This is a genomic window from Neorhizobium sp. LjRoot104 (assembly GCF_964253725.1).
In the GTDB taxonomy this organism is placed as follows: Bacteria; Pseudomonadota; Alphaproteobacteria; order Rhizobiales; family Rhizobiaceae; genus Neorhizobium.
Window position 1 is genome coordinate 2,749,262 of sequence record NZ_CAXURS020000001.1, and the last position, 25,473, is coordinate 2,774,734.

The window sequence follows — 25,473 nt, forward strand, 5'->3', positions numbered from 1 at the left end:
GGCCCTGTGCCGAGCATCCGCCGCCAGACTTTATCGAGGCGCACCAGATCCCTGGGACAAGCCCAAGGATGACGTCGAGGGGGACGCGGGACTTGGCGGCATTGGGCTCGCCCGATACCGCGCTCACCTTCCAGACTACTTCCGGCGCTCGAAATTGCTGCTGTTGGCCAGTTTCGGCTTGTCCTTCTTCTTGAAAGGCTTGTCGTCTTTCTTGAAGGGCTGGCCCTCCTTGCGGAATGGCTTGGCATCCTTGTTGAAGGGTTTGGAATCCTTGTTGAAAGGCTTTCCCTCGCCACGCGGTTCGACCGCCCTGGGGCCACCCGGACCGGTCGCGTTGGACGCGTTCTTCCTCGGCTTGCCCTTCGCCCAGTCGTCGCCGTGAGGCTCCTTCGGACGGTCTTCGTAGGACTTTTTGGCATAGGGCTTGGCCGGTGCGGGACGGCTGAGGTCCGGGGCGCCGTTCAGCCGGGTGACGCGGATGCCGCGCTCCAGCGCCTTCTCCTTGCCGACCGCCTGCATGAAGGCGTCGGCGTGATCGGCGGCGATCTCGACGAACGTTTCCTCCTGCTGCATCTTGATCGCACCGATCTCGCGCTTGGTGACGTTGCCGTTGCGGCAGAGCATCGGGATCAGCCAGCGCGGCTCGGCATTCTGCTTGCGGCCGACCGACAGCGAGAACCACACAGCCGGGCCGAACTCGTCTCGCGACGGGCGCGGGGTCATCGGGAAATCGCCCTGCTCGCCAGCCCGCTCGCGCGGCTTGCGCGCATCCTGCTGCACCGAAATCTCGATCAGGTCCTCGGGTGCCGAATATTTGGTGCGGTAGAGATTGACGAAGGCGGAAGCCAGCTTTTCCGCGCCATGGCTCTCGACCAGCTTTGCGATCAGATCCTGTTCTTCCTCGCGCGGCTTTTCGGCAAAGATCGGATCGGCCAGCAGACGCTCGTCGTCGCGGCGCATCACCTCTTCGGCAGACGGCGGACGGGCCCAGGTGGCGGAAATGCCGGCGCCGCCGAGCAGTCGCTCGGCCTTGCGACGGGCATTGACCGGCACGATCAGCGCGCTGATGCCCTTGCGGCCGGCGCGGCCGGTACGACCGCTGCGGTGGAGCAGCGTTTCCGGATTGCTCGGCAGGTCGGCATGGATGACGAGGTCGAGACCCGGCAGATCGATACCGCGGGCGGCGACGTCGGTGGCGATGCAGACGCGGGCACGTCCGTCGCGCATCGCCTGCAGCGCGTGGGTGCGTTCGTTCTGGGTCAGTTCGCCGGAGAGCGCCACGACCGAGAAATTGCGGTTGTTGAACCGCGCCGTCAGGTGGTTGACGGCCGCACGGGTCGAGCAGAACACGATCGCATTGGTGGCTTCGTAATACCGGAGCACGTTGATGATCGCGTTTTCACGGTCGGCGGAAGCGACGGCGAGCGCGCGATATTCGATATCGACATGCTGCTTTTCTTCGGCCGAGGTCGCGATGCGGACCGCGTCGCGCTGATAGCTCTTGGCGAGCTTGGCGATCGCCGCCGGCACGGTTGCCGAGAACATAAGGGTGCGGCGGTCGTCCGGCGCCGATTCCAGGATGAATTCCAGGTCTTCGCGGAAGCCGAGATCGAGCATCTCGTCCGCCTCGTCGAGCACGGCGACCTTGAGCTCCGACATGTCGAGCGCGTTGCGGCGGATATGGTCGCAGAGACGGCCGGGCGTGCCGACGACGATGTGGGCGCCGCGCTCCAGCGCACGCCGTTCGCTGCGGATATCCATGCCGCCGACGCAGCTGGTGATGACCGCGCCGGTCATCTCGTAGAGCCATTCCAGCTCGCGGGTGACCTGCATCGCCAATTCGCGGGTCGGGGCGATGACGAGCGCCAGAGGCTGCCGCGCCGGGCCGAACTTCTCCGCGTCGCCGAGCAGGGTCGGTGCAATCGCAAGGCCGAAGGCGACGGTCTTGCCCGAGCCGGTCTGCGCCGAGACCAGCGCATCGGAAAAGGTGAGAGCCGGGTCGAGCATGGATTTCTGGACGGGGGTCAGCGTAACATAGCCCCGTTTCGCCAATGCCTTGGCGATCGCCGGAACGGCGCCGTTGTAGTCGGTCATCTAAATCTGTCTTTCGGATTGTCGCGCGCAAGGCGCTGTGGCCGCAACACTCGCAGCCGAACTTGCGCCGTTCCTACTTATTTGCAGGGCAAATGTCAAAGCGCATGTCTTGCCGAAGCTTGACGCCGGCCCTGCGATGCCGGACGTAACCCTTCTCAGCGGACGGAGAGGGCCATGTCGGGCATTCTGGAGAAGCAGGCGGAACTGCAGGCCGAGGCCGATGTGATCATCGGCGTCCTGGATCTCGACACCCTGCTGAGCACCGCCGGCAATCCGGTCCGGGTCGGAAGCTCCGCGCTCGGCCTGATGGTCCGCCGCGACATCGACATCACCGTCATCTGCCAGAGGCTCGACCCCGCCACCCGCAAAACCGTCGCCGAGATCGCCGCCGAACTGATGCTCGACAGCCGCGCCGGCGCCCTGCGCTATCGCAACGACAGCGGCTTCTGGAACGCCGAACCGCAGAACTACCCCGACGGCCTCTATCTTGGCCTCACCTACGGGACGGAAAAGGGCGAGGACTGGAATTTCGACATCTGGTTCATCGACGAACCTGACCGCCAGCCGGACCTCAGACACCTCAAGACGCTTCTGCCCCGCTTGACCGACGAGGTTCGGGAAACGATCCTCGTCATCAAGGCCGAACTTGCCACCAACGCGCCAAAGGGCGGCAAGCCGGCCCCGAGCGCGCTTGTCTATGAGGCGGTATTGGATAATGCCGTGAGGACGACCGCAGAATTCGAGAAGTGGATGGCCAGTAAAGGACGATGAGAAAGCAAAAGCAGGACGTCGTCTCGTGGTATCAGCAGCCCGAGCCTGAAATATGCCCCCTTTGCGGCCGGCTGATCCCCGAGGATCAGCGCGATGAACACCATCTTGTCCCCAAGAGCCGAGGCGGGCGCGCCACGCAATTTCTCCACCGTATCTGCCACAGGCAAATCCACGCACTGTTCACGGAGGCGGAGCTCGAAAAGTCATACTCGACGATCGAGGCGCTTCTCGACCATTCCGAGATCACCAAATTCGTGAATTGGGTCGCGAAGAAGCCACCTGGTTTCTACGACGGCACGAAGCGCAGCAACCGCCGTCGGTGATGCTAAAGCCTCACCGCCAGAACGACGGTATGGTTTCAGCAAGCCGCGGCCCCATCCTCAGCGGCTCGATCTTCTCCGCCAACCCTGTCGTATCGGAAATCTCGATGCCGAGGCCGCAGATGGTTGCGGGTCCGCTCGCCGCCTCGAAACGGCCCTTCGGCATTTTCGAGATGAAGCGGTTGAGCGGTTCTTCCTTGTCCATGCCGAGCGAACTGTCGTAGTCGCCGCACATGCCGGCATCCGACATGTAGCCGGTGCCGCCGTTGAGGATCTGGCAGTCGGCGGTTGGGACATGTGTGTGAGTGCCGACGACGAGGCTGGCGCGGCCATCGACGAAATGCCCGAAGCACTGCTTCTCGCTGGTCGCTTCCGCATGGAAGTCGAAGATGATCGCGTCCGCCTGTTCCTTCAAGGGTGCAGCGGCAAGGATCGCCTCGGCGCTCTTGAACGGGTCGTCGAGTTCGGGATGCATGAACACCCGGCCCATGATGTTGGCGACCAGGATGCGCGCGCCGTTGCGGGCGTAGTAAATGCCCGATCCCTTGCCCGGCGTGCCGGCGGGATAATTGGCGGGCCGCAGGAACTGCTCGTGTCGGCCGGCGAAAGCCACCGCCTCCTTCTGGTCCCAGACATGGTTGCCGGTCGTCACCACGTCGGCGCCGGCATTGATCGTCTCCAGAAAGATGTCCTCGGTAATGCCGAAGCCGCCGGCGGCATTCTCGCCGTTGACGATGACGAAATCGAGCTTCAGGTCGGCGACGAGGCCCGGCAGCTTTTCCCAGACCGCCACGCGGCCGGTCTTGCCCACCATGTCACCCAGGAACAAAAGGCGCATACTTATCCAATCTGTGCGCGGCCCATATCTTCGAAGGACCGGTAACCGCTCTCCGTCAGGACAGCGTCTAGTCTGATATCATGAGGTTCAACGGGAACTGATGCCACTTCCTGGCAGTCGAAGGCAATCCCGATCAGCTTCGGGTTCAGGCCTTTTTGCTGCAGGCGGTGGATCGCCCGGTCGTAATACCCGCCGCCATAACCGATCCGGTGCCCCGCCGCATCGTAGGCCGACAGCGGCACCAGCATCACCTGCGGCTCGAGTTCGGCTGCTTCCGGCCCCGGCCCGAACGTGCCGAACACACCCGCCACCAGTTCGGCGCCGCGCACCAGTTCGCGGAAGATGATCGTCTTCTTGTCGAGGATGACCGGCACGCAGAGCCGCGCGCTGCGATCTCGCAGATGCGCCATAAGCGGCCGCACATCGACTTCCGAGCGGATCGGCAGGAAACCCGAAACGATCGCGCCGGCGTCGAGATCGATTGCCTCTACCCCATGCGACGCGATGGCAAGGCTCTTCTCGATACGCTCGACCGGTGGAATCGCGTCCCGCGCGGCAAGCCGCCCGGCGCGAAGCTCCGCTTTGGTCTTCGAGACGTTTATCATGCCTTGTCCGACCGCTTGACCAGAAGCTTGTCGATGCGGCGGCCGTCGAGATCGATGACCTCGAAGGTCCAGCCGTTCTTGGTGAAACTTTCACCGAGTTCCGGCAGGCGCTTCATCTCGTCGAGCACGAAGCCCGCGACAGTCTCGTAGCCCGGGTCGTCCCCGAGCGAAAAGCCCATCTGGTCGGCGAATTCGTCGACAGGCATCCAGCCGGCGATCAGGAACGAACCGTCATCGCGCGCAACGATCGCAGGTTCTTCGTCCTCTTCCTCCTGGAAGACGCCGGTAATCGCCTCGAGGATGTCGCCCGAAGTGATGATGCCTTCGAAATGGCCATATTCGTCATAGACCAGCACCATGTGTGCGGGCGCCCGGCGAAGCGCCTGGATGACGTCGAGCGCGCCGGTCAGGTCCGAGACGACGGGCGCCTCGCGCATGATGCCGCGGATATCGAGCGTCTTTCCGCCGGCGATGAAGTCATAGGCGTCCTTGACGAACAGCGTGCCCATGATCTCGTCCGAACTGCCGTTGCGGATCGGCAGGCGGGAGCGTTGCGTGGCGCGCAGCTGCTCGCGGATCTCGTCCGAATTGTCTTCGATATCGATGACCTCGACATCGCGGCGCGGCGTCATCAGGCCGCGCGCGGTGCGGTCGGCAAGCCGCATGACGCCGGAGATCATTGCCGATTCTTCCGTCTCGATCACGCCGGCGCTCTGGGCCTCGGCAAGCACTGTACGGATTTCCTCGTCGGTGACCCGATCGCCCTGCTCGCCCCTCTGGCCGAGCAGGGTCAGCACCAGCCGGCCGGAAATATCGAGGAACCAGACGATCGGCGCGCCGATCGTGGCCAGCAGTTTCATCGCCGGAGCGACACGGGCGGCAACTGCCTCCGGCGCGCGCAGCGCGATCTGCTTCGGCACCAGTTCGCCGACGATCAGCGACAGGTAGGTGATGATGACGACGACGGTGCCGACGCCGAGCCAGTCGGCAAGATTTTCGGCCATGCCCTGCATTTCGAGCCAGGCGGTCAGCCGCGCACCCAGCGTGGCGCCCGAGAAGGCGCCCGACAGCACGCCGACGAGGGTGATGCCGATCTGGACCGAGGAGAGGAAGCGGCCGGGATCTTCCGCAAGCCGGATGGCGGTTGCCGCGCCGCGGTTGCCTTGTTCGGCCATGATCCGCAGCCGCACCGGACGCGAGGAGACGACGGCAAGTTCCGACATCGCGAGGACACCGTTCAGGACGGTGAGGGCAATGACGATGAGTATTTCGGTTAACAAGAGAAGCTCTTTGATTGGAACAATATGCCTGCCCGCGGAACGAATGTGCCGCGCCTAACGAACGGCCCGCATCCATGCGGCCGCGCCAAAGGCGCTTTGCCGCAATGTTTCGCGCACAGTTCGGAAAACCGGGACCGGTTCTCGGAACTATGCACCTTCACGCGCACCCGGAAATCATAGGGTCGCCATGCGGGCATTGCAATGGTTGGAACAAAATGAAGGGCTTGGATCGTGGCAGAGACGGCGCGGTCCCTGGTGCATCGCCTACTGAAGGCTGACCGTCAGTTCGGCGCGGGTCCCGGAAGGAGAAGGCACGTAGTGGATCGCCGAGCCAAGCGTCGCGGCCATCGACTTGACGATACGGCTGCCGAGCCCTGTGCCCTTCGGCGTATCGCCCTCGCGCCAGCCGATCCCGTCGTCCTCGACGGCGAGAAGTGCGCTGCCCTCGTCCTGGCGTTTGAGGAGCACCCGCACTTCGCCCTCGGCACCGGCCGGATAGGCGTATTTCAGCGCGTTGGTGAGCAGTTCCGTGACGATCATTCCGACAGAGACTGCGCGGTCCGAGGTCAGCGACAACGGTTCGGCGTCGAGGCGGATCGACGGTCCCTGGTCGTCGTTGACGGAGCCCTGCACCTCGCGCACCAGCGTGCCGAGATATTTGTCCATCTCCACATGCCGCACGTCGTCCGACGTGTAGAGGCTGCGATGCATGCCGGCGATGGCGCTGATGCGGGCCTGCGTCTCGGAAAGCGCTGCCTTCACGTCCTCGTTCTTGCTGCTCGATGCCTGCAGGCGGATGAGGGCCGCGACCAGCGCCAGGCTGTTGGCGACCCGGTGGTTCACCTCGGCGAGCAGTACCTCGGCGCGTTCCTTGCCGAGGCGGATCTCCTGCTCGGCCTTTTCCTTGGCGCGCCGCAGTTCGGCATTGGCGATCCCTTGCGCGATCGCGCTTTCCATCAACGGCCAGAACTCCTCGCCGACCGTCTTGATGACGTAGTCGGAAGCACCGCTCTTCAGCGCATCGATGGCGATCGTCGCGTCGCTGGAACCGGTGACATAGATCACCGGGATGGCCGAGCCCTGGTCCTTGAGCTTGTGGAGGATGTCGAGCCCGGTTTCGGTCTTCAGATAGTGATCGAGGACGATAGCATCGATACCGCCTTTTTCGACCGCCTCCATTGCCGATGCCGCATTGACCGCATGGACAACCTTATAGCCGGCCCGCCCGAAATGGCGTTCCGCCAATCTGGCAAGCGCAAGGTCGTCATCGACATAGAGTATGGTTTGCGGCATCGCGTCTCGTTATTGTCCGGGTATCTGCATCACGGCAAAGAACAGCCCGAGCTGTCGGATGGCATGCGCAAAATTGTCATAGTCCACCGGCTTGGTAATGTAGACGTTGGCACCGAGATCGTAGCAGCGCTGGATCTCCCGCTCATCGTCCGTGGTCGTGAGGATGACCACCGGCAGACGCTTCGAATGTGGGTTGGACTTCACCTTCTCCAGGATGTCAATACCCGACATATCCGGGAGGTTGAGATCGAGAAGGATCAGCAGATGACGATCCTGGTTCGAGTTTCCGGACCGATCCGCGCCGAGGATGAAGTCGAGAGCCGCATTACCGTTCGTGAACGGAACGATCTCGTTGTTGACGCCGGCGCGCCGGACGTTCTTCTCGATCAGGCGCGCATGGCCTTCATCGTCCTCGATCATCACGATGGTGACTTCTTTACCGGCAGCCTTCATGACCCGTTACTCCTGACATAGTGGGACAAATCCGTGGGCAGCCGGATGACGAACGTCGTCCCGCCGCCCAATGTGGACGTGACCGTAATCTCCCCGCCTAAATTTCTGACTAATGAACGCACATGCGCAAGGCCGATACCCTCGCCTTGCTGGTCCTGAACGCCCGAGCGGCGGAAAAGCTCGAAAACTCTCTCGTGATCCTCCGGAGCGATGCCCCGGCCATTGTCTGCAACCTCTATTCGCATCGCAGCGCGGCCGATCGGCATTGCCTTGACGGAAAGGGTCAAAGGCCGCTCCGGATGCTTGTACTTGACGGCGTTGTCAAACAGGTTGCCGAAAATCTGTTCCATCGAAAATCGGTCGGTAATAAGGCCGCGGGCCTGGCCGACCGATATATTCACCTCGCCGCCCGCCTCGCTGACCTGGTGATAGACGCTTGCGGCTGTCGCTTCCAGCAGTTCCCCGAGATCGATCCGCTCCGGTTTCAGTTCGCGCCGCCCGTCGCGGGAAATCTTCAGGATCGCGTTGATCAGTCCGTCCATTTTCTTGGTGGATGAACGGATGAAGGCGATGGCCTCCGGCAGATCCTGCTCGACGGCGACACGGGCGTCGGCCACGTCCGCTTCCGAAAGCGGCGTCCCGTCGGCCAGCACATAGGTGCTGATCGATTTCAGCGTCGCTTCGAGTTCGCTGGTGAAACCCATGATGTTGACCAGCGGCGCGCGCAGGTCATGCGAGACAATATAGGCGTAACGCTGGATCTCGCGATTGGCCTGGATCAGATCCTCGGAGCGCTCGTTGACGCGCTCCTCGAGCCCGGCATTGAGCTCCTCGACCTCCAGCCGCGCACGCTGAAGCTCGTGGACATGCTGCTTGACGATCACGATCGCGCCGCCGATGACGAGGATGATCATCAGGCCGCCGCCATTGGTGATCCATTGCAGCGCCGAAGCGGAATCGTTGAGGTCGCCGATCCCGGTCTGGATCCGCCCGTCCATGTCGCGGATCAGCTTGCCGAGGATAGCGGTGATGCCCTCCATCAGCTGCCGGCCATAGGCGCCCCGGATGACTTCGATCGCTCCGACCGCATTCCCCTTCTGCACCATCTCCACGGTCGATTGCATTTCAGCGAGCTTGTCGTCGATCAGCGGATCGAGTTCGGCAAACGCGACCTGCTCCTCGCCCAGATTGGCGGCGGCTGTCTTCAGCCGCTCACGCGATCGCGGGATGCCGGCACTCGCGCTCGTATAGGGTTTCAGGAATTCAGGATCCTGCGTCAGCACGAAACCTCGCTGGCCGGATTCGGCCGCGCGCAGGAAAAGCTGCAAATCGGAGGCGGCGCTTCGAAGCTCGCGCAGCTTCACCACGTCCTGGAAATAGGCCTGCGTCGTGCGGGCGAGAAAAAATGACGACAGCACGATCGCCACGAGGACAGCAGCCCCGACCACAAGCATCAGCAGCGAGGATCGGGCAAAGGTGGAATTCGAAAAGGGCATGGATTACCGGCCGAGGAGAACGGGAGGCGAGTGGACGCGAGGCAAGAACTTGTCGCTGCGGCGTCCGTTGTCAAGCAAAGGCTGAAGAATGGGCCGATCAGAAGTGGATATTGGCCGCCGCGGCATTCTATCGCCGATCCGGATTCAAGCCGAGCTGCGGCTGCCCTGATCCGCAAGCTTCGCCGCGCCTGCAAGCACGGTCTGGTTCCGACCGCCGGCCTTGGCCTCCAGCAGGGCGGCGTCCGCCCGAGTGACAAGCGTCGATATCACCCCCCCGGCGGGCGAGCCTGCAACCCCGATCGAAACGGAGACGAGGCCGAGGATGCGACCGCCATGCGAAAGCGGCGTGGTAGCGATCTTCTGCCTCACCCGTTCGGCGAGCCCGAAGGCCGCTGTTTCAGTCGCATCCGGCAGGAGTATCGTGAACTCTTCGCCGCCGAAGCGATAGCAGGTCCCTGCCTCGCCGACGGCATCGAGCATCATCTGCGCCACGTACTGCATGACGATGTCGCCCGAATCATGCCCGAACTCGTCGTTGAAGCGCTTGAACCGGTCGATATCCATCATCAGGCAGGCGAGCGGCCGGCTGGCCTGGTCGCGCGCATAACGGGCCAGCGTCTCGTCGAGGCAGCGGCGGTTGAACAGGCCGGTCAGCGCATCTCGCACGGCAAGGTTCGTCAACCGGTCGCGGAGCTGCAGGTTGGCGACCGCAAGGCCGATATTCTCGGCGATCAGTTCGAGATAGAGACGGGAGCTTTCCGCCGCCATTTCGTGGTCGGGGCGCTCTTCGAAATAAAGAAGGCCGATCGTATCGCCCTGCGCAGTCAGAGGGATGCAGAGCCCGGCGACGTCGCTTTCACCGAGATGCTGGCAAGGGATGTCGCCATGGCCGTGATTGCTCAGGTGCGGCCGCCCGCGGCGCAACCCCCAGCAAGCGCTGGTCGGAAAGGTCGCGGCCGAAAGCTTCGGGCCGAGCCAGGAGCCGATCTCGACAAGCATCGTCCGGCTGTCGTTCAGCACATGGAGCTGGCCCGCGAGATTTGGGAATATCTGCGGCGCAAAGCGCGAGACGACATCCGCCAGCTCGCCCTGCGCCTGGCAGGCCTGCAGGCGGTGCATCATCTGCAGAATGAGATCCTTGGTCAGCTGGTCGGCCCGCCGTTCCGCGTCGAGACGATCGCGCTCCAGCCCGTTTTCGCGAAAAATGTGGATCGCCTGGTTCATTTCGCCGATCTCGTCCCGCCGACGGTCGAGCGGAACTTCCACGGCGTAGTCCTGCCGGGCGAGCCGCGTGACGATGCCGGTCATGCGGGTGAGCGGCATGGCGACGCGGCGCTTGAGCACGAAATAGAGGACGCCGAGGAAAAGCGCCGCGGTGACGGCGAGCATCGTCTTTGCCGCCAAACCCCACCAGTCGCTGCGCGACTGCGCAAGCACGACCGCAGCCTCGGTGCGCGCCTTTACCAGCTGGCGGAAGCGGGTGACGGCTTCGATGAGCCCGGTCTGAAGGCGGTCGTGCTCGGGACCGAACAATGCCTCCTGCGCCCCGGCCCGGTCGCCGTTCCGGTAGGCGGCGACCGCCGCCTCCTCGACCTGGTCGAGAGCGTCGGCATCCTGCGCGACCTCGACCAGCGCGGCCAGCTCGACATCCGAGGCACCGAGCGCCTTTATGCCCTTGATCGCCTGTTCGAGCCCCTGCTCCTCGGCCTCCCTGCGCCGGAACGCCTGGAGATGGCGGTCCTCGCCACGCATCACGTAAAGCCGGGCTTCATCCGTGCGCACCTCCGCGCCAAGCGCCAGTCCCTCGGAAAGCTCATCGAGGGAAAGATGCTCCTCAACGGCGATCCGCTCCTGGGTGGCGCTCCTTGCCGACAGCATGAACGCAGTACCCGACAGCACGGTCAGGACGACCGTGACGCCATAGGCCCAGTTGGTGATCTCGTTGATGCGCATGTCGGGAACATAAGCCCGTCGATTGAAAAGAGGATTAAGGGCCTCGCCCAAACGGCGATCCCACGGCGCCAAGTCCGCGGCATGGTAAATAAATTAGAGTTTCATTAAATATACCCGCCCGCGCGAAACCGGTCGGTCGGGGAAACGCCTGAAATCGGAGCAGGATGAGGTGCGATCCACGGCAACCGATGGATGTTTACGATCCTGGGTGCCTACAAACGTAGGTGGGCGCCGTGTGTCCAAGCCCACGGGCCTGGCCAGGGACAGCTCCCTTTGGATCGAGTATGGCCCCAGGGATTGTGGTTCCTGTCGTGAGGCGCAGACCGCGTCGGCAATATATGTGCGATTGCCGGCCCGCACCAGTGGCGGAAAACCTTTATTATCGACTTTGGATCAGTTCACCTGGGCCGGCATCCGGCCGTTGAGCTTAGCGGTCAGTCCATCGAGCCGGGAGGCGAGTTCGCCGAGCGCCGATACCACCTGCTGCTCGTTGCGCTGCTGGGTTTCGAGCGCCCCGTCGCGGTTGGACTTGAGCGACGCGACCTCCGCCTCGAGCAGGCCGAGCTTGCGGGTCATCTCCGCAAGCTCGTCCATGATCATGATGCCGGCCATGACGGTGATGCGCAGATCGCCGATCTCGCCGAACTGGCCTTTGAGATGCCTGACATAACGGTCGAACCGGTCGGCGAGTTCGGTCAGGTGGTCTTCCTGCCCTTCCTCGCAGGCCATGCGATAGGCCTTGCCGTCGATCATCACCGTTACCTGGGCCATGGCGTTCCCTTTTGATCCTGCATCAGCGGTCGAGCACGGCGCGGATGGTTTCCATCGCCGTCACCAGGCGCCGGGAGACTTCCCGGTTGACTTCTTCCAGCCGATTGGCGCGAAATTGCGACTGGTCGAGTTCCTGCGCCAGCCGTGCCCGGTCCGCGTGCACGCGGCGGACCTCGCCTTCCACGTCCTGGGTTTCGCGCTGGCGCTCGATGCGCGCATCGACGGCGCTCTCCAGACCGCCGATCGCCGCCCTGAGTTCCGAAATCACCATGTCGATCGTCTTTTCCGACGGCATGCGAAGCTTCCTGTCGATACGCGAAATGCGCCGAATCGATACGACCGGCGTCTCCAACAAGGGCCGAAGACTATTCACCGCCCGCAAGCCGGTCAATCAATCCAGGTCCTTCCGACGTGTCCTAACTGTGGATCGTCACCTATGTTTCTGCCGCTCGACACAGGCTGCCCACCTGCTGCTTACAATTCAGGCAGGCTGCAGGAAAGTTCGTCATCACCCCCTCGTAAGGGCGGTGCTTTTGTTGACTTGCGCGTTGCACCTGCTAAGGATCAGCCGCTCTCAGGTGGTCCCCGGGCCGCCCTTCAAGTGGTCCCACGCGGACCGTGACCGACACCCGTAAAAAGCGGATTAGCCATGACCTCTCTCGACAAACATAACCGGATGGCGAACGCGATCCGATTCCTTGCCATGGATGCTGTAGAGAAGGCCAATTCCGGCCATCCCGGCCTGCCGATGGGCGCCGCCGACATCGCGACCGTGCTGTTCACCCGTTATCTGAAGTTCGACCCGAAGAACCCGCTCTGGCCGGACCGCGACCGTTTCGTGCTGTCGGCCGGCCACGGTTCCATGCTTCTTTATTCGCTGCTGTTCCTCACCGGCTACGAGGACATGACGATGGAGGATTTGAAGCAGTTCCGCCAGCTCGGTTCCAAGACCGCCGGCCACCCGGAATACGGCCATGCCTCGGGCATCGAGACCACCACCGGCCCGCTCGGCCAGGGCATCGCCAATGCCGTCGGCATGGCGATCGCCGAACGCAAGCTGGAAGAGGAATTCGGCTCCGACCTGCAGAACCACTTCACCTACGCGCTGTGCGGCGACGGCTGCCTGATGGAAGGCATCAGCCAGGAAGCGATCGCGCTTGCCGGCCACCTGAAGCTCAACAAGCTCGTGCTCTTCTGGGACAACAACTCGATCACCATCGACGGCGCCGTCTCGCTGTCGGACTCGACCGACCAGGTGATGCGCTTCAAGTCCGCGCACTGGAACACGATAGAGATCGACGGCCACGACGTCGAGCAGATCTCGGCCGCGATCGAAGCCGCCCAGAAATCCGACCGCCCGACCTTCATCGCGGCCAAAACCATCATCGGCTTCGGCGCCCCCAACAAGCAGGGCACCCACAAGGTCCATGGTTCGCCGCTTGGCGCCGAGGAAATCGCCGCCGCCCGCAAGGCGCTGAACTGGGAGGCGGAAGCCTTCACCGTTCCGGCCGACGTTCTCGATGCCTGGCGCCTTGCCGGCCTGCGCTCGACCAAGACCCGCAAGGACTGGGAAGAGCGCCTCGCTGCAACCGAAACCGCCAAGAAGGCCGAATTCGTGCGCCGTTTCGCCGGCGACCTGCCGGGCAATTTCGACAGCGCCATCGACGCCTTCAAGAAGAAGATCGCCGAGAACAACCCGACGGTCGCCACCCGCAAGGCCTCCGAGGATGCGCTCGAAGTCATCAACGGCATCGTCATCGAGACGCTCGGCGGCTCGGCCGACCTGACGCCGTCGAACAACACCAAGACCAGCCAGATGAAGTCGATCACCCCGACCGATTTTTCCGGCCGCTACATGCACTGGGGCATCCGCGAGCACGGCATGGCGGCAGCCATGAACGGCATCGCGCTGCACGGCGGCCTGATCCCCTATTCCGGCGGCTTCCTGATCTTCTCGGATTACTGCCGTCCGTCCGTCCGCCTCGCGGCCCTGATGGGCATCCGCGTCGTGCACGTCTGGACGCATGATTCGATCGGCGTCGGCGAAGACGGCCCGACCCATCAGCCGGTCGAACAGATCGCCGCACTTCGCGCCATTCCGAACCTGCTGATGTTCCGCCCGGCCGACGAGACCGAGACGGCGGAATGCTGGCAGCTGGCGCTCAAGGAAAAGCACCGCCCGTCGGGCCTGGCGCTCACCCGCCAGAACCTGACGCCGGCCCGCAAGACCTATGAAGAGAAGAACCTCTGCGCCCAGGGCGCCTACGAGCTCGTCTCGGCGGCCGACGCCAAGGTGACGATCTTCGCCTCCGGCTCGGAAGTCGAACTGGCGCTGAAGGCGCAAGGCGTGCTCGACGGCAAGGGCATCGCGACCCGCGTCGTTTCCGTCCCCTGCGTCGAACTCTTCTTCGACCAGCCGGAATCCTACCAGACCGCGGTCATCGGCAATTCGCCGGTCAAGATCGCCGTCGAAGCGGCCGTGCGCGAAGGCTGGGACCACTTCATCGGCCCGCAGGGCACCTTCATCGGCATGAAGTCCTTCGGCGCCTCGGGCCCGGCCAAGGACCTCTTCAAGCACTTCGGCATCACCGCGGAAGCGGTTGTTGCCGCAGCTGAAAAACAGCTCGCCTGAGCCAAGACCGACCATGAAAGGGGCGCGTCCGGCGCGCCCCGCCAAGACAGACCGCACATTTTCGGGAGAATGACATGACTGTAAAAGTTGCCATCAACGGCTTTGGCCGCATCGGCCGCAACGTCCTGCGCGCAATCGTCGAATCCGGCCGCACCGACATCGAAGTCGTCGCCATCAACGACCTCGGCCCGGTCGAGACCAATGCCCACCTGCTCCGCTACGATTCCATCCACGGCAAGTTCCCGGCCGACGTGAAGGTCGAGGGCGACACGATCGCGGTCGGCGGCGGCAAGCCGATCAAGGTGACCGCGATCAAGGATCCGGCGACCCTGCCGCATGGCGAACTCGGCGTCGATATCGCGCTCGAATGCACCGGCATCTTCACCGCCCGCGACAAGGCAGCCCTGCACCTGACCGCCGGCGCCAAGCGCGTCATCGTCTCGGCGCCTGCCGACGGCGCCGACTTGACCGTCGTCTTCGGCGTCAACCACGACAAGCTGACCCGCGAACACCTGGTCATCTCCAACGCCTCTTGCACCACCAACTGCCTGGTTCCGGTGGTCAAGGTCCTCGACGACGCGATCGGCATCGATCATGGCTTCATGACCACGATCCACTCCTACACGGGCGACCAGCCGACCCTCGACACGATGCACAAGGACCTGTACCGCGCCCGCGCCGCAGCCCTGTCGATGATCCCGACCTCGACCGGCGCCGCCAAGGCCGTCGGCCTCGTCCTGCCGCACCTGAAGGGCAAGCTCGACGGCACCTCGATCCGCGTGCCGACCCCGAACGTCTCGGTCGTCGACTTCAAGTTCGTCGCCAAGAAGACGACCACGGTCGCCGAAGTCAACGAAGCCATCAAGGCCGCCTCCAACGGCGCGCTGAAGGGCATCCTCGGCTACACCGAAGAACCGCTCGTTTCCCGCGACTTCAACCACGACAGCCATTCCTCGATCTTCGCGATCGACCAGACCAAGGTGCTCGAAGGCAATTTCGTGCGCATCCTCACCTGGTACGACAACGAATGGGGTTTCTCGAACCGCATGGCCGACACGGCCGTTGCGTTCTCGAAGCTGATCTGAGGATTACAGAGGCCGCCTTCGGGTGGCATCGGCAGGATATGGACCTCCTCCCGCAAGGGAGGGGGTTTTTGTTTGTGGGGGTGGTGGTGTGTCGGGCCTAAATTAGTCCAGACAATTCACGTCAAGACCTTCGAGATGATGTCAAATCGGAAATCACCCGAGACATGGGAGAAGCCTCGTTTCGCCTTCTCTTATCGGTGAGCAGTTTCGCCTTTTTAAACTTGACTTCAATAGCCTGTTTCGAAACCTCAAAGTAGGTCGACAGGCGCGACAGTAATTCCTCGTAGAGGACGTAATTACAGGGCTGGTCATCGACAAATATGTATCCATGCCCTCGATCTCTCATGTCTAGATCGCGGCGGAAATGCGCTGTCTTCCGCAGGAAAGCAGCATCTGGCAAGATAAGCTCCGCAGAGAAGGCATTTGCCTGATATTCTAGGCGCTCGTAATTAAAGCTGTTGCCCTGGTCGCGCGTGATGAAAAGATCGCGCTCGATTATCGTCTCGGAACGCAAATATCGTTCATGGTCTAAGCAGAAATGGCCAATTTCGTGGCCGATCGTAAAGCGCTCTCGCGTTTCATGTGTGTGCGAATTTATCTGTATCGTTTTTCGCCCGAAGTTTGCCGATCCCAAGATGGAGACACCGTCCGCGTCAAATATAGCTTGATCGGCGAACTGCAGATCAATGGATAGGCTCCGGCAAATCTTTGAGAGATCCACCGCCCCGGCCTCGTAATTGGCGAGTTCGAGCACTCTCGCAGCAGAGTCTTTTATTTGCTCTATCGAAAGAAAAGGTACCGATAGACTCCCGCTCTCATTTTGGTGTCGAACGTGGCTGGTCAGCTCAGGATCGAGGTTTGTTAAGAGATCGTCGATCGTCCCAAAATAATTTCCATCGTGATAGGCCGAAAACTTCAGCGACTTGGTAGGATTATCACTTCGGAAGATTTGAGAGCGGACAAAACCATGCTCAACGCACGCCCCTCGACGATCGGCGATGATCTCCAAGCCATGCTCATCGTACTTGACGATACCCATTCGAGCGTTTCTGGCAACCTTCTCGGCTCCAGACTGCAACCTTGAAGTAACGACGATAATGCCCTTGACCGCATGCGGAAATATGCGACCAATTTTTGATGAAAAATCGTTTACGTAGATTTCTGAGATGCTCGCATCATGGTTTTTGCACTCGAAAATGACATAAAGGTGAGGAGTGTCTCTTCCTGTTCGATACAGCTCTAAAGCGATATCGAATTCAACATTCGCCTCGCGTTCACGACAGTAATATTCCTTCTTCCTAAAAATTTTGCAGTTTTCTGGCGGATAGGCTCCAAACACGAGCTCTCCATGATCTTGCTGATCAAGAAGATATTGATGGAACGCATCCTCCAGACTGTCGCCTTTACTTGTCGAATTCATCATTCGCCTCGACGCTGCAGAATTTTCAGAAATCGCTGTTATTCTAAATGGCAAACAGGTTTTGCAAAGACAATTGTTCTTGGGACCTGCCGTCATAAACAACTTGTTCAAACGCGAGATCACGCTTATGCCGATTGAACGGCGCGGCGGTTGATCTTTGACAGCATGTAAGGCTGATTGCTTAGTGGCGCAGCTTCCCCGCCACCCTCGATGCATCTAAAGTCCGCTTTGAACCGAGAGGGGTCACGGGTGACCTTCGCTTCCGAGGATACAAATCAAAATTCTGTACTACGACCGGCCACCACATTTTTTCACCCACCGTCATCCACACCCCTCCAACCCACGCCTACAATCTCCTCGCTCCCACCACCGGAGTGTTTCGCGAGACGTTCGCGGGCAGGCGGGGCCGGCGCTTCCACCCTAACCGTAACGTGCGGGGATGGTGGAAGAGGTGAAAGCCATGGGGCCAGGGGCAACCCGAACCCTATCAAGCCTCCCCCTGGCCGCCGGGCCGGGTTCGGTTGAGCCGTGCAAGTGGCAAGGTTTCCCGAAAGGAAGCCGCGAACGAAGCCACGCAGCGAGGCGAGGTGATCACCTGTAGGGGCCGGAAGCCCCGACAAGACGCCGAAGGCCACGCGAATGCGGAGCCACATTACTAAACTTAACTGAGGTTCCGCATTCGTGTGGGCTCTCCGATCTTTGAAAAGCCATCGGCACCAAGGCACGAGTCGGTCTTTTTTATCCCCCGCCCCTCTCTTGGCTCTCCCCTGCCCTTCTCTTGCCGGAATTGTTCCCGCCTAATCGATCCGTCGATTCGCTGGCCTTCGGCCGGCATCTGCCCCATTCTGGCATGGCCGCGGTGCGGCGTGGCACAGTTCCGGTTTCCGGGGCTGCGAACGGGGATGGTGTCGGCGAGAGGTGTGAAGGAAGGGACTTTTAGGTGGAGGCTTTTTACATCGTCCTGCTGGTCGGCACGGTCCTGGTGCTGGCGGCTGCGCTTTCGAGCCTCCTCGCCTTCCGCTTCGGCGCGCCCCTCCTGCTGGTCTTCCTGTCGATCGGCCTGCTCGCCGGGGTCGATGGCCTCGGCATAAATTTCGAAAACTATTCCTTCACCTTCATGCTGGGATATCTGGCGCTGGCGATCGTGCTCTTCGATTCCGGCTTCATGACTCCCATCCATTCGTTTCGCATTGCCGCCGCCCCGGCGGTCACGCTCGCCTCGGTCGGAGTGCTTTTGACCGCCGGCATCGTCGCCTTGGCGGCGTCCATCCTCCTCGGCTTCAACTGGCTCGAAGGCCTGCTGCTCGGCTCGATCGTCGCCTCCACGGATGCGGCCGCCGTCTTCTTCCTTTTGCGCGTCAGCGGCATCAACATCCGCGACAAGGTGCGCTCGACGCTGGAGGTCGAATCCGGCACCAACGACCCGATGGCGATCTTCCTGACGATCGCGCTCGCCGAACTCTTGGCGACCGGCCAGGGGTTTTCCGGCCTCGACCTGCATTTCCTGTTCCTGTTCGTCGAGGAAATGGGGCTCGGCGTCATCTGCGGCCTGTTCGGCGGCATGATGATCGTCTGGGTGCTGAACCGCTTCACCTCCGATCGCGGCCTGGCGCCGATCTTCGTGCTGACGCTGGCGCTGCTGGTCTTTTCCTTCACCGGCGCCATGGGCGGCAGCGGCTTCCTGGCGGTCTATGTCGCCGGCATCTATTCCGGCAATCGCAAGATGTTCGCCAAGTCCCAGATCGTCCGCTTCAACGAGGGGCTGACCTGGCTTGCACAGATCATCATGTTCCTGGTGCTCGGCCTGCTCGCCACGCCGTCGCAATTCCCGGCCATCCTTCTGCCGGCGATCGGGCTCGCGCTCTTCCTGATCTTCGTCGCCCGGCCGATCGCGGTGTGGCTGAGCCTTCTCCCCTACGATTTCACCCAGCAGGAGACCAGCTTCCTCGCCTGGGTCGGCCTGCGCGGCGCCGTCTCCATCCTGCTTTCGATCATGCCGATCCTGAGCGGCGTCGAAAACGGGCAGCTGTTTTTCAACATCACCTTCATCATCGTGCTGGTCTCGCTGCTCGTCCAGGGCTGGACGATCAAGCCCGTCGCCCACAAGCTCGGCCTGATCATTCCGCCGCGCATCGGCGCCGTCGACAAGATCGAGCTCGACCTGCCCGGGACCGCCCATCACGAGCTGATCTCCTACCGCGTCATGAAGGACAGCCCGATCCTGCAGGGCGAGCGCATCCCCCGCTGGGCGATGCCCTCGCTGGTCATCCGCGACGGCCGCAGCATGCGTTACCAATATGCCGGCCGGCTGAAGGAGAACGACCAGGTCTACCTGTTCATCTCGCCCGCCTATTCGAAACTGCTCGACCGCATCTTCGCAAGCCAGGTTCCCGTCGACGAGGACGATGCGGAATTCTTTGGCGCGTTTGCCATTTCGCCGACGCGCCCGGCCAAGGAACTCGATGCGGCCTACGGCCCCGGCCTGCTTTCGGCCAACGAGCAGAACATGACCGTCGGCGACCTGGTGACCTCCAGGCTCGGCGGCCGCGCCGATTATGCCGACCGCATCCGCTTCGGCTCGATCATCCTGATCGTGCGCGAACTCGACGAGCACGAACATATCCGCAGCATCGGCATTTCGCTGGAACCGGTGGAGCCGGCGACCAACCTGCCAATCTTCATCAACATGCGCGAGATCGCCCACCGCATCCGCGATCTGGTCCGCAAATATCGCGGCAAGCACGTGCCGGTAAAACCGGGCACCGTGCCGCCGGAAGGTCCGGTATAGGGCGCAGCCGGAACGGCAGCCATCCTCTCCGCAGCCTTTGCGTGGCATGATCGGCAGCAGCCCAGACAACTCCTCCACCCGCGGCGGTATCGCAGTAGAATGACGGTGCAGCCTGTCGGCGGCTTACGGAATGGACATGGTTGCGACCAATCGTCTTGCGTCGCCGGTCAGGCATAGTATGGTCCGCTGCACATTTCCCGAGTAACTGGATTAGCATCATGCCGGCCTTCAAAACCCTTGACGACCTCACCGATATCGCAGCCAAGCGCGTGCTCGTGCGCGTCGATCTCAACGTCCCCGTCGCCGACGGCAAGGTCACCGACGCGACCCGCATCGAGCGCGTCGCGCCGACCATCCTGGAACTTGCGAAGAAGGGCGCCAAGGTCATCCTGCTCGCCCATTTCGGCCGCCCGAAGGGTGAGCCGGTCGCCGACATGTCGCTGTCGCTGATCGTCTCTTCCGTCAACCAGGTGCTCGGCCAGAAGATCCTGTTCGCCTCCGACTGCATCGGTCCGGAAGCCGAACAGGCGATCTCGGGCATGAAGAACGGCGATATCCTGCTTCTCGAAAACACCCGTTTCCACAAGGGCGAGGAAAAGAACGACCCGGGCTTCACCGAGGCGCTTGCCAAGAACGGCGACATCTTCGTCAACGACGCCTTCTCCGCCGCCCATCGCGCCCATGCCTCGACGGAAGGCCTGGCGCACCACCTGCCCGCCTATGCCGGCCGCACCATGCAGGAGGAGCTCGAAGCGCTCGAAAAGGGCCTCGGCAACCCGGCCCGCCCGGTCGTCGCCATCGTCGGCGGCGCCAAGGTATCGACCAAGATCGACCTGCTGCAGAACCTCGTCAAAAAGGTCGATGCGCTGGTGATCGGCGGCGGCATGGCCAACACCTTCATCGCCGCTCAAGGCATCAATGTCGGCAAGTCGCTCTGCGAGCACGACCTGGCCGACACCGCGCGCAAGATCATGGCGGAAGCGCAAGCGTCCAATTGCGCCATCGTGCTGCCGGTCGACGGCGTCGTCGCCCGCGAATTCAAGGCGGGTGCCGCCAACGAGGTGGTGGATATCAACGCCATCCCGGCCGACGCCATGATGCTCGACGTCGGACCGAAGTCGGTCGCAGCCGTCAACGATTGGATCTCCAGGGCCTCGACGCTCGTCTGGAACGGCCCGCTCGGCGCCTTCGAGATCGAACCCTTCGACAAGGCGACCGTCGCTGCCGCAAAACACGCGGCAGAACAGACCAGGGCCGGCAAGCTCACCTCGGTTGCCGGCGGTGGCGATACGGTCGCAGCCCTCAACCATGCCGGTGCCGCCGACGACTTCTCCTACGTCTCGACCGCCGGCGGCGCATTCCTGGAATGGATGGAAGGCAAGGAACTGCCCGGCGTCTCGGTGCTGATCAAGACGGCCTGATCTGTCATCTTTCGGAATCAGAGCGCGCGCATATAGGGCGGCGCGCTCTGAAGTTAACGGGTTTAAAATATTTTAGATGTTTTAAACGATTGAAATGAATTCAAACGTTTCAATAGCTTAAGGGTGGATTTCCCTTTAAAATAACTTCTGTTATCGGCGAATGACGACTTAGGGAGATGAGCGCGTTTTCGCGCCAACTGAGGAACAGGAGTGTAGTATGGTGGACGCCAAGATGTTGAACAAGATGAGTTCCGCGCCCGGATTTATCGCCGCGCTGGACCAGAGCGGCGGTTCAACACCTGGAGCGTTGCGTCTTTATGGCGTCTCCGAGACCGACTATCAGGGCGACGACGAGATGTTCCGCCTCGTGCATGCCATGCGCGTCCGCATCATGAGCGCACCCGCCTTTACGGGCGACAAGGTTATCGGCGCCATCCTGTTCGAGCGGACCATGGACGGCGACGTCGAAGGCGAGGCCGTTCCGTCCTATCTCTGGCACAAACGCGGCGTCGTCCCCTTTCTCAAGGTCGACAAGGGCCTGAATGCCGAGGAAAACGGCGTCCAGACGATGAAGTCGATGCCCGAACTGGACGCTCTACTGATCCGCGGTCGCGAAAAGGGGATATTCGGGACCAAGATGCGGTCGGTGATCGCCCATGCCGACAAGGCCGGCATCGCTGCCGTCGTCAAGCAGCAGTTCGAGGTCGCGCGTCAGATCATCGGCCAGGGCCTCATGCCGATCATCGAGCCGGAAGTCTCCATCAAGAGCCCGACGAAGAAAGAGGCCGAAGCGATCCTGCGCGACGAGATCGCGCAGCAGCTCGACAAGCTTCCCGCAGGCGAGACGGTCATGCTCAAGCTGACGATCCCGACGGTCGCCGATTTCTACGCTCCGCTGGTCGCCCACAAGTCGGTCATCCGCGTCGTCGCCCTTTCCGGCGGCTACAGCACCGCGGACGCCTGCGAAAAGCTCAGCCATAACCATGGCATGATCGCCAGTTTCTCGCGCGCTCTCGCGGAAAACCTGCGCGTCACGATGAGCGACGCAGAGTTCGACGCGAGCCTGGGCGCAACGATCGATCAGATCTACGCCGCGAGCGTCAACAAATCCTGAGGCGATGCCGTTATCGGTCGTGGAGCATGTCTCCACCGGCCGCGCGCCTTTCCGCACCACGCCGGGATGAACACGCCCGCCGCCAAGGGAAGCTGGAAAAGGATCTCGAAAAGGCCGCTTGAGGAGCGCCTTTTCAAGGAGGAGGAAGAAGGCCGCCCCGGCAACGGAGCGGCCTTTTGTTTTGCTGATGCTCAGCATCACAAACATTGGTTGGCAGGCTTCGCCGCCGCGCGGTAAACAGCTGTTCCAATCCTGGAGTGCCGCCCATGCCGACCGCCGATTTCGTCACCGTCGATGTCTTCACGACCGAGCGTTTCGCCGGCAATCCGCTCGCTGTCGTGCCGGATGCGCGCGGGCTGACCGACCGGCAGATGCAGCAGATCGCAATCGAATTCGGCTATGCCGAAAGCACCTTCGTGCTGCCGCCGGAAAACCCGCAAAACAGTGCCCGGGTGCGCATCTTCACGCCGACCATGGAAATCCCCTTTGCGGGCCACCCGAATGTCGGCACCGCCTATGTGCTCGGCCAGCGCGCCGACCTGTTCGGCAGGCCGGTCGGAGACACGCTTCGTTTCGAGGAAATCGCCGGCCTCGTGGAGATCAAGCTCTTGCGGGAAGCGGCCGAAGTGATTGGCGCCACGATCCGCGCACCGCGCCCGCTGGAGATCGGCGTCGAGATCGAGCCCGGATTGATCGCCGGTTGCGTTTCGATCGATACGAAGCACATCCGCACCACCGGCCATAAGCCGGTCTTCGCCTCCGTCGGCCTCGCCTTTGCGATCGCCGAGCTCGATGGTCTCGAACCACTCGCCGCCGCCCGGCCGAACATCACCCTCTTCCGCGAGGCAGCGGCAAGACACGCGGGCGCCGGCCTGGACTTCCCTGTCTTTCTGTATGTCCGCAGCCCGGAAAACCCGTTCGCCATCCGCGCCCGCATGTTCGCGCCGCTCGACAATGTCATGGAGGATCCGGCAACCGGCAGCGCATCGGCCGCACTCTCCGCCTTGCTGGTGACCCGTGCGCCGGAGGAGAATGCCCAGGCGCATGTGACGATCGAACAGGGCGTCGAGATGGGTCGCCGCAGCATAATCGAGCTCGACGTGGTCAAGGCGGGCGGCACCGTCACCGATGTCGCAATTACCGGCCGCTGCGTACCGGTCATGCGGGGCTCGATCGACGTCTAGAGAGTGGTGAGTTCGCGCAGGATCAGCGCGACGCTCCAGATCGCGAAGGCGACGACGGCAATCTTCCAGAAATCGCCCCTGCGCCTCAAGCCCGGAAGATTGAACGGCTTGATGATCTGCACAAGCATGGCGAGGATCAGAAGAACCGCGATTGTTTTTGTCATTTGGTGTTGCCGATCTTACCCGCCACAGGCTGGACATTTTTGAGCTCCACCACAGATAGATGTGGAGGGGATTCGGGGAATTGGTAATCCGCTTCGCTTTCGTTAACGCCCGGTTCACCCGCATGCAACAATGCTTGCAGGCGGAGCCGTGATTGATCGCATTCGCGCAAAGAGCTGACTGTAGCAAAGATGAGACGAAACCTTCTTCCAATCCTCGCCCTCCTTTGCGGTACGCTTCTCCTCTTCCTCGGCAACGGCCTGCAGAGCCTGCTTCTGCCGGTGCGGGGCGCGCAGGAAGGTTATTCCAACGAAGTGCTCGGCCTGCTCGGCACCACCTGGGCCTCCGGCTTCGTCATCGGCTGCTTCGTGGCGCCGAACGTGGTGCGCCGCATCGGCCATGTCCGCGCCTTTTCCGGCTTCCTGTCGCTGATCTGCCTGAACGTGCTCTTGACCGGCCTGATGGTCGATCAGAACACCTGGCTGGTCTTACGCGCCATCACCGGCTTCTGCACCGCCGGCACCTCGATGATCATCGAAAGCTGGCTGAACGAGCGCGCCACGAGCGAGAGCCGCGGCACGATCTTTTCCTTCTATATCTCGATCACCCTTTTCGGTGTCGTCGGCGGCCAGTTGATGGTGCCGTTCGCGGATATCGCGACGCCGACGCTGTTCATGATCTGCGGCATTTTCTACAGCCTCGCCGCGCTGCCGACGACTTTGTCCAAGGCCGCTTCGCCGCAGCCTCTGAAGCGGGCGCGCCTGGATCTGCGCGGCCTCTTCCGCAATTCCCCGATCTCCTGCATCGGCATCCTCCTGATCGGCGTCGCCAATGGCGCCTATGGCACGCTCGGCGCGGTCTTCGGCACGCGCGCCGGACTCGACCAGGGAGCGGTGGCGGCGATGGTCAGCATCACGCTCTTCGCCGGCGCTATCATGCAGTTTCCGGCGGGCCGGCTGTCTGACAGGATGGACCGCCGTCATGTGCTTGCCGGCCTTTCGGCCGCGGCAGCCCTCGCGGGCCTGGCGATCCTCGCGATCCGGCCGTCCGGCACCTATGAGATCGTCGTGCTGGTGGCGATCTACGGCGCGGCCGCCAACGCGCTCTATCCGATCGCCGTCGCCCACGCCAACGACTTCGCAGCCCCTGAGGACTTCGTGAAGGTCTCCGGCGGGCTGCTTCTGCTCTACGGCATCGGCACGATCATCGGCCCGACGCTCGGCGGTCCGGTGATGACCTGGGCCGGCCCGCATGCGCTGTTTGCGGTGACCGCCGGCGCCCATCTTCTTGTGGCCGCCTATGCTATCATCCGCAGCCGCCAGCGAGCGCCGGTTCCCATCGCCGAGCGAGACGCCTACACGACCGCAGCGGCTTCGACCTCGCCGCTTGCCACGCCCGAGAGCCTGTCGCTCGACCCGCGCGCCCGGAGCAACGCCCCGGCGCCGGATAATGCCAGGCCAGAAACCAATGCCGGAAAGGAGGCATCATGAGCTTTCTCGATGACGAACGGCCGAAGAAACCGAAGACCCACGAACTCGGCTGCGACCTCTCCATGCTCTCGATCGACGAGCTCGAATCGCGAATCGATCTGCTGAGGCAGGAGATCACCCGGATCGAGGCCGAGAAGGAGACAAAGGCTGCGGGCCGGCGTGCGGCCGACAGTCTGTTCCGTTCCTGAACGTCGGCGTCCGACGGGAACCCTAAGTATTTCTGCTTATATTTAAGACTATATTAATCATTAACGCAGAATATAGGGACGTTCAGGTTTCCTGGACTCAGACAGTTTCACCATT

General features: G+C 62.3%; 23 protein-coding genes and 1 other RNA gene. 11 read left to right on the top strand and 13 right to left on the bottom strand.

All coding sequences use genetic code 11. From position 1 onward, the window contains the following. Positions 1–135: 135 nt before the first annotated feature. Positions 136–2,094, bottom strand: coding sequence for a DEAD/DEAH box helicase (locus ACSQ8R_RS14030; RefSeq protein ID WP_436253936.1), 1,959 nt, complete (start codon positions 2,092–2,094; stop codon positions 136–138). 174 nt (positions 2,095–2,268) lie between these two features. On the opposite strand from ACSQ8R_RS14030, the gene ACSQ8R_RS14035 reads away from it, so the two are divergent. Continuing rightward, positions 2,269–2,865, top strand: a complete 597-nt coding sequence (locus ACSQ8R_RS14035; RefSeq protein ID WP_436253937.1) for a hypothetical protein — start codon at positions 2,269–2,271, stop codon at positions 2,863–2,865. After that, positions 2,862–3,188 (top strand): HNH endonuclease, encoded by a 327-nt coding sequence (locus ACSQ8R_RS14040; protein ID WP_436253938.1) that lies wholly within the window; start codon positions 2,862–2,864, stop codon positions 3,186–3,188. Before ACSQ8R_RS14035 ends, ACSQ8R_RS14040 begins: the two co-directional genes overlap by 4 nt. Positions 3,189–3,198: 10 nt before the next feature. On the opposite strand, the gene ACSQ8R_RS14045 is transcribed toward ACSQ8R_RS14040, so the two are convergent. The 10 genes from ACSQ8R_RS14045 to ACSQ8R_RS14090 all read right to left on the bottom strand — a co-directional run bounded on the left by ACSQ8R_RS14045 (position 3,199) and on the right by ACSQ8R_RS14090 (position 12,169). Continuing rightward, positions 3,199–4,023: a TIGR00282 family metallophosphoesterase gene (locus tag ACSQ8R_RS14045; RefSeq protein ID WP_436253939.1), complete on the bottom strand. Its 825-nt coding sequence runs from the start codon at positions 4,021–4,023 to the stop codon at positions 3,199–3,201. A 2-nt stretch (positions 4,024–4,025) separates the two neighbouring features. Continuing rightward, the gene (locus tag ACSQ8R_RS14050; RefSeq protein ID WP_436253940.1) at positions 4,026–4,628 is read right to left on the bottom strand and encodes a 5-formyltetrahydrofolate cyclo-ligase; all 603 of its coding nucleotides are present in this window, start codon (positions 4,626–4,628) and stop codon (positions 4,026–4,028) included. Next, complete coding sequence (locus ACSQ8R_RS14055) at positions 4,625–5,908, bottom strand: hemolysin family protein (RefSeq protein WP_436253941.1); 1,284 nt, start codon at positions 5,906–5,908, stop codon at positions 4,625–4,627. Before ACSQ8R_RS14055 ends, ACSQ8R_RS14050 begins: the two co-directional genes overlap by 4 nt. 264 nt (positions 5,909–6,172) lie before the next feature. Then, a complete protein-coding gene (locus tag ACSQ8R_RS14060; RefSeq protein ID WP_436253942.1) occupies positions 6,173–7,201 on the bottom strand; it encodes a sensor histidine kinase in 1,029 nt (342 codons plus the stop codon). A 9-nt stretch (positions 7,202–7,210) separates the two neighbouring features. After that, positions 7,211–7,654, bottom strand: a complete 444-nt coding sequence (locus tag ACSQ8R_RS14065) for a response regulator (protein ID WP_046607842.1) — start codon at positions 7,652–7,654, stop codon at positions 7,211–7,213. Then, entirely contained in the window at positions 7,651–9,150 is a 1,500-nt protein-coding gene (locus ACSQ8R_RS14070; protein ID WP_436253943.1) for a sensor histidine kinase, read from the bottom strand. Before ACSQ8R_RS14070 ends, ACSQ8R_RS14065 begins: the two co-directional genes overlap by 4 nt. Before the next feature lie 144 nt (positions 9,151–9,294). Beyond that, positions 9,295–11,103, bottom strand: a complete 1,809-nt coding sequence (locus ACSQ8R_RS14075; RefSeq protein ID WP_436253944.1) for a diguanylate cyclase — start codon at positions 11,101–11,103, stop codon at positions 9,295–9,297. A gap of 169 nt (positions 11,104–11,272) precedes the next feature. Next, positions 11,273–11,431: non-coding RNA, 6S RNA (gene ssrS, locus ACSQ8R_RS14080), on the bottom strand. Between the two features lie 65 nt (positions 11,432–11,496). Further along, positions 11,497–11,874, bottom strand: coding sequence for a cell division protein ZapA (locus ACSQ8R_RS14085; protein WP_436253945.1), 378 nt, complete (start codon positions 11,872–11,874; stop codon positions 11,497–11,499). Positions 11,875–11,896: 22 nt separating this feature from the next. After that, a complete protein-coding gene (locus tag ACSQ8R_RS14090; protein ID WP_038589375.1) occupies positions 11,897–12,169 on the bottom strand; it encodes a DUF4164 domain-containing protein in 273 nt (90 codons plus the stop codon). 354 nt (positions 12,170–12,523) lie between these two features. Here ACSQ8R_RS14090 and tkt point away from each other — a divergent pair, with 354 nt between their 5' ends. After that, complete coding sequence (tkt, locus tag ACSQ8R_RS14095; RefSeq protein ID WP_436253946.1) at positions 12,524–14,506, top strand: transketolase; 1,983 nt, start codon at positions 12,524–12,526, stop codon at positions 14,504–14,506. A 74-nt stretch (positions 14,507–14,580) separates the two neighbouring features. Next, entirely contained in the window at positions 14,581–15,591 is a 1,011-nt protein-coding gene (gap, locus tag ACSQ8R_RS14100; RefSeq protein ID WP_436253947.1) for a type I glyceraldehyde-3-phosphate dehydrogenase, read from the top strand. A gap of 121 nt (positions 15,592–15,712) precedes the next feature. Here the strand turns inward: gap and ACSQ8R_RS14105 are convergent, their stop codons facing one another. After that, complete coding sequence (locus ACSQ8R_RS14105) at positions 15,713–17,011, bottom strand: ImmA/IrrE family metallo-endopeptidase (protein WP_436255473.1); 1,299 nt, start codon at positions 17,009–17,011, stop codon at positions 15,713–15,715. A 940-nt stretch (positions 17,012–17,951) separates the two neighbouring features. On the opposite strand from ACSQ8R_RS14105, the gene ACSQ8R_RS14110 reads away from it, so the two are divergent. The 5 genes from ACSQ8R_RS14110 to ACSQ8R_RS14130 all read left to right on the top strand — a co-directional run bounded on the left by ACSQ8R_RS14110 (position 17,952) and on the right by ACSQ8R_RS14130 (position 23,518). Then, positions 17,952–19,799: a potassium/proton antiporter gene (locus tag ACSQ8R_RS14110; protein ID WP_436253948.1), complete on the top strand. Its 1,848-nt coding sequence runs from the start codon at positions 17,952–17,954 to the stop codon at positions 19,797–19,799. A gap of 218 nt (positions 19,800–20,017) precedes the next feature. Next, the gene (locus ACSQ8R_RS14115; RefSeq protein ID WP_436253949.1) at positions 20,018–21,220 is read left to right on the top strand and encodes a phosphoglycerate kinase; all 1,203 of its coding nucleotides are present in this window, start codon (positions 20,018–20,020) and stop codon (positions 21,218–21,220) included. Positions 21,221–21,437: 217 nt separating this feature from the next. Further along, positions 21,438–22,334, top strand: coding sequence for a fructose bisphosphate aldolase (locus tag ACSQ8R_RS14120; RefSeq protein ID WP_436253950.1), 897 nt, complete (start codon positions 21,438–21,440; stop codon positions 22,332–22,334). Between the two features lie 66 nt (positions 22,335–22,400). After that, positions 22,401–22,571, top strand: a complete 171-nt coding sequence (locus tag ACSQ8R_RS14125; RefSeq protein ID WP_436253951.1) for a hypothetical protein — start codon at positions 22,401–22,403, stop codon at positions 22,569–22,571. 29 nt (positions 22,572–22,600) lie between these two features. After that, on the top strand, positions 22,601–23,518 hold the full coding sequence (locus ACSQ8R_RS14130; protein ID WP_436253952.1) for a PhzF family phenazine biosynthesis protein: 918 nt from the start codon (positions 22,601–22,603) through the stop codon (positions 23,516–23,518). Here the strand turns inward: ACSQ8R_RS14130 and ACSQ8R_RS14135 are convergent. Next, entirely contained in the window at positions 23,515–23,682 is a 168-nt protein-coding gene (locus ACSQ8R_RS14135; RefSeq protein WP_436253953.1) for a hypothetical protein, read from the bottom strand. The two genes, ACSQ8R_RS14130 and ACSQ8R_RS14135, sit on opposite strands and share 4 nt — an antisense overlap. A 189-nt stretch (positions 23,683–23,871) precedes the next feature. On the opposite strand from ACSQ8R_RS14135, the gene ACSQ8R_RS14140 reads away from it, so the two are divergent. Together ACSQ8R_RS14140 and ACSQ8R_RS14145 are read left to right on the top strand one after the other, a co-directional pair. After that, on the top strand, positions 23,872–25,170 hold the full coding sequence (locus tag ACSQ8R_RS14140) for an MFS transporter (RefSeq protein ID WP_436253954.1): 1,299 nt from the start codon (positions 23,872–23,874) through the stop codon (positions 25,168–25,170). Next, positions 25,167–25,358 carry a DUF1192 domain-containing protein gene (locus tag ACSQ8R_RS14145; protein WP_436253955.1) on the top strand — a complete coding sequence of 64 codons (192 nt, stop codon included), beginning with the start codon at positions 25,167–25,169 and terminating at the stop codon, positions 25,356–25,358. Before ACSQ8R_RS14140 ends, ACSQ8R_RS14145 begins: the two co-directional genes overlap by 4 nt. Positions 25,359–25,473 lie beyond the last annotated feature (115 nt).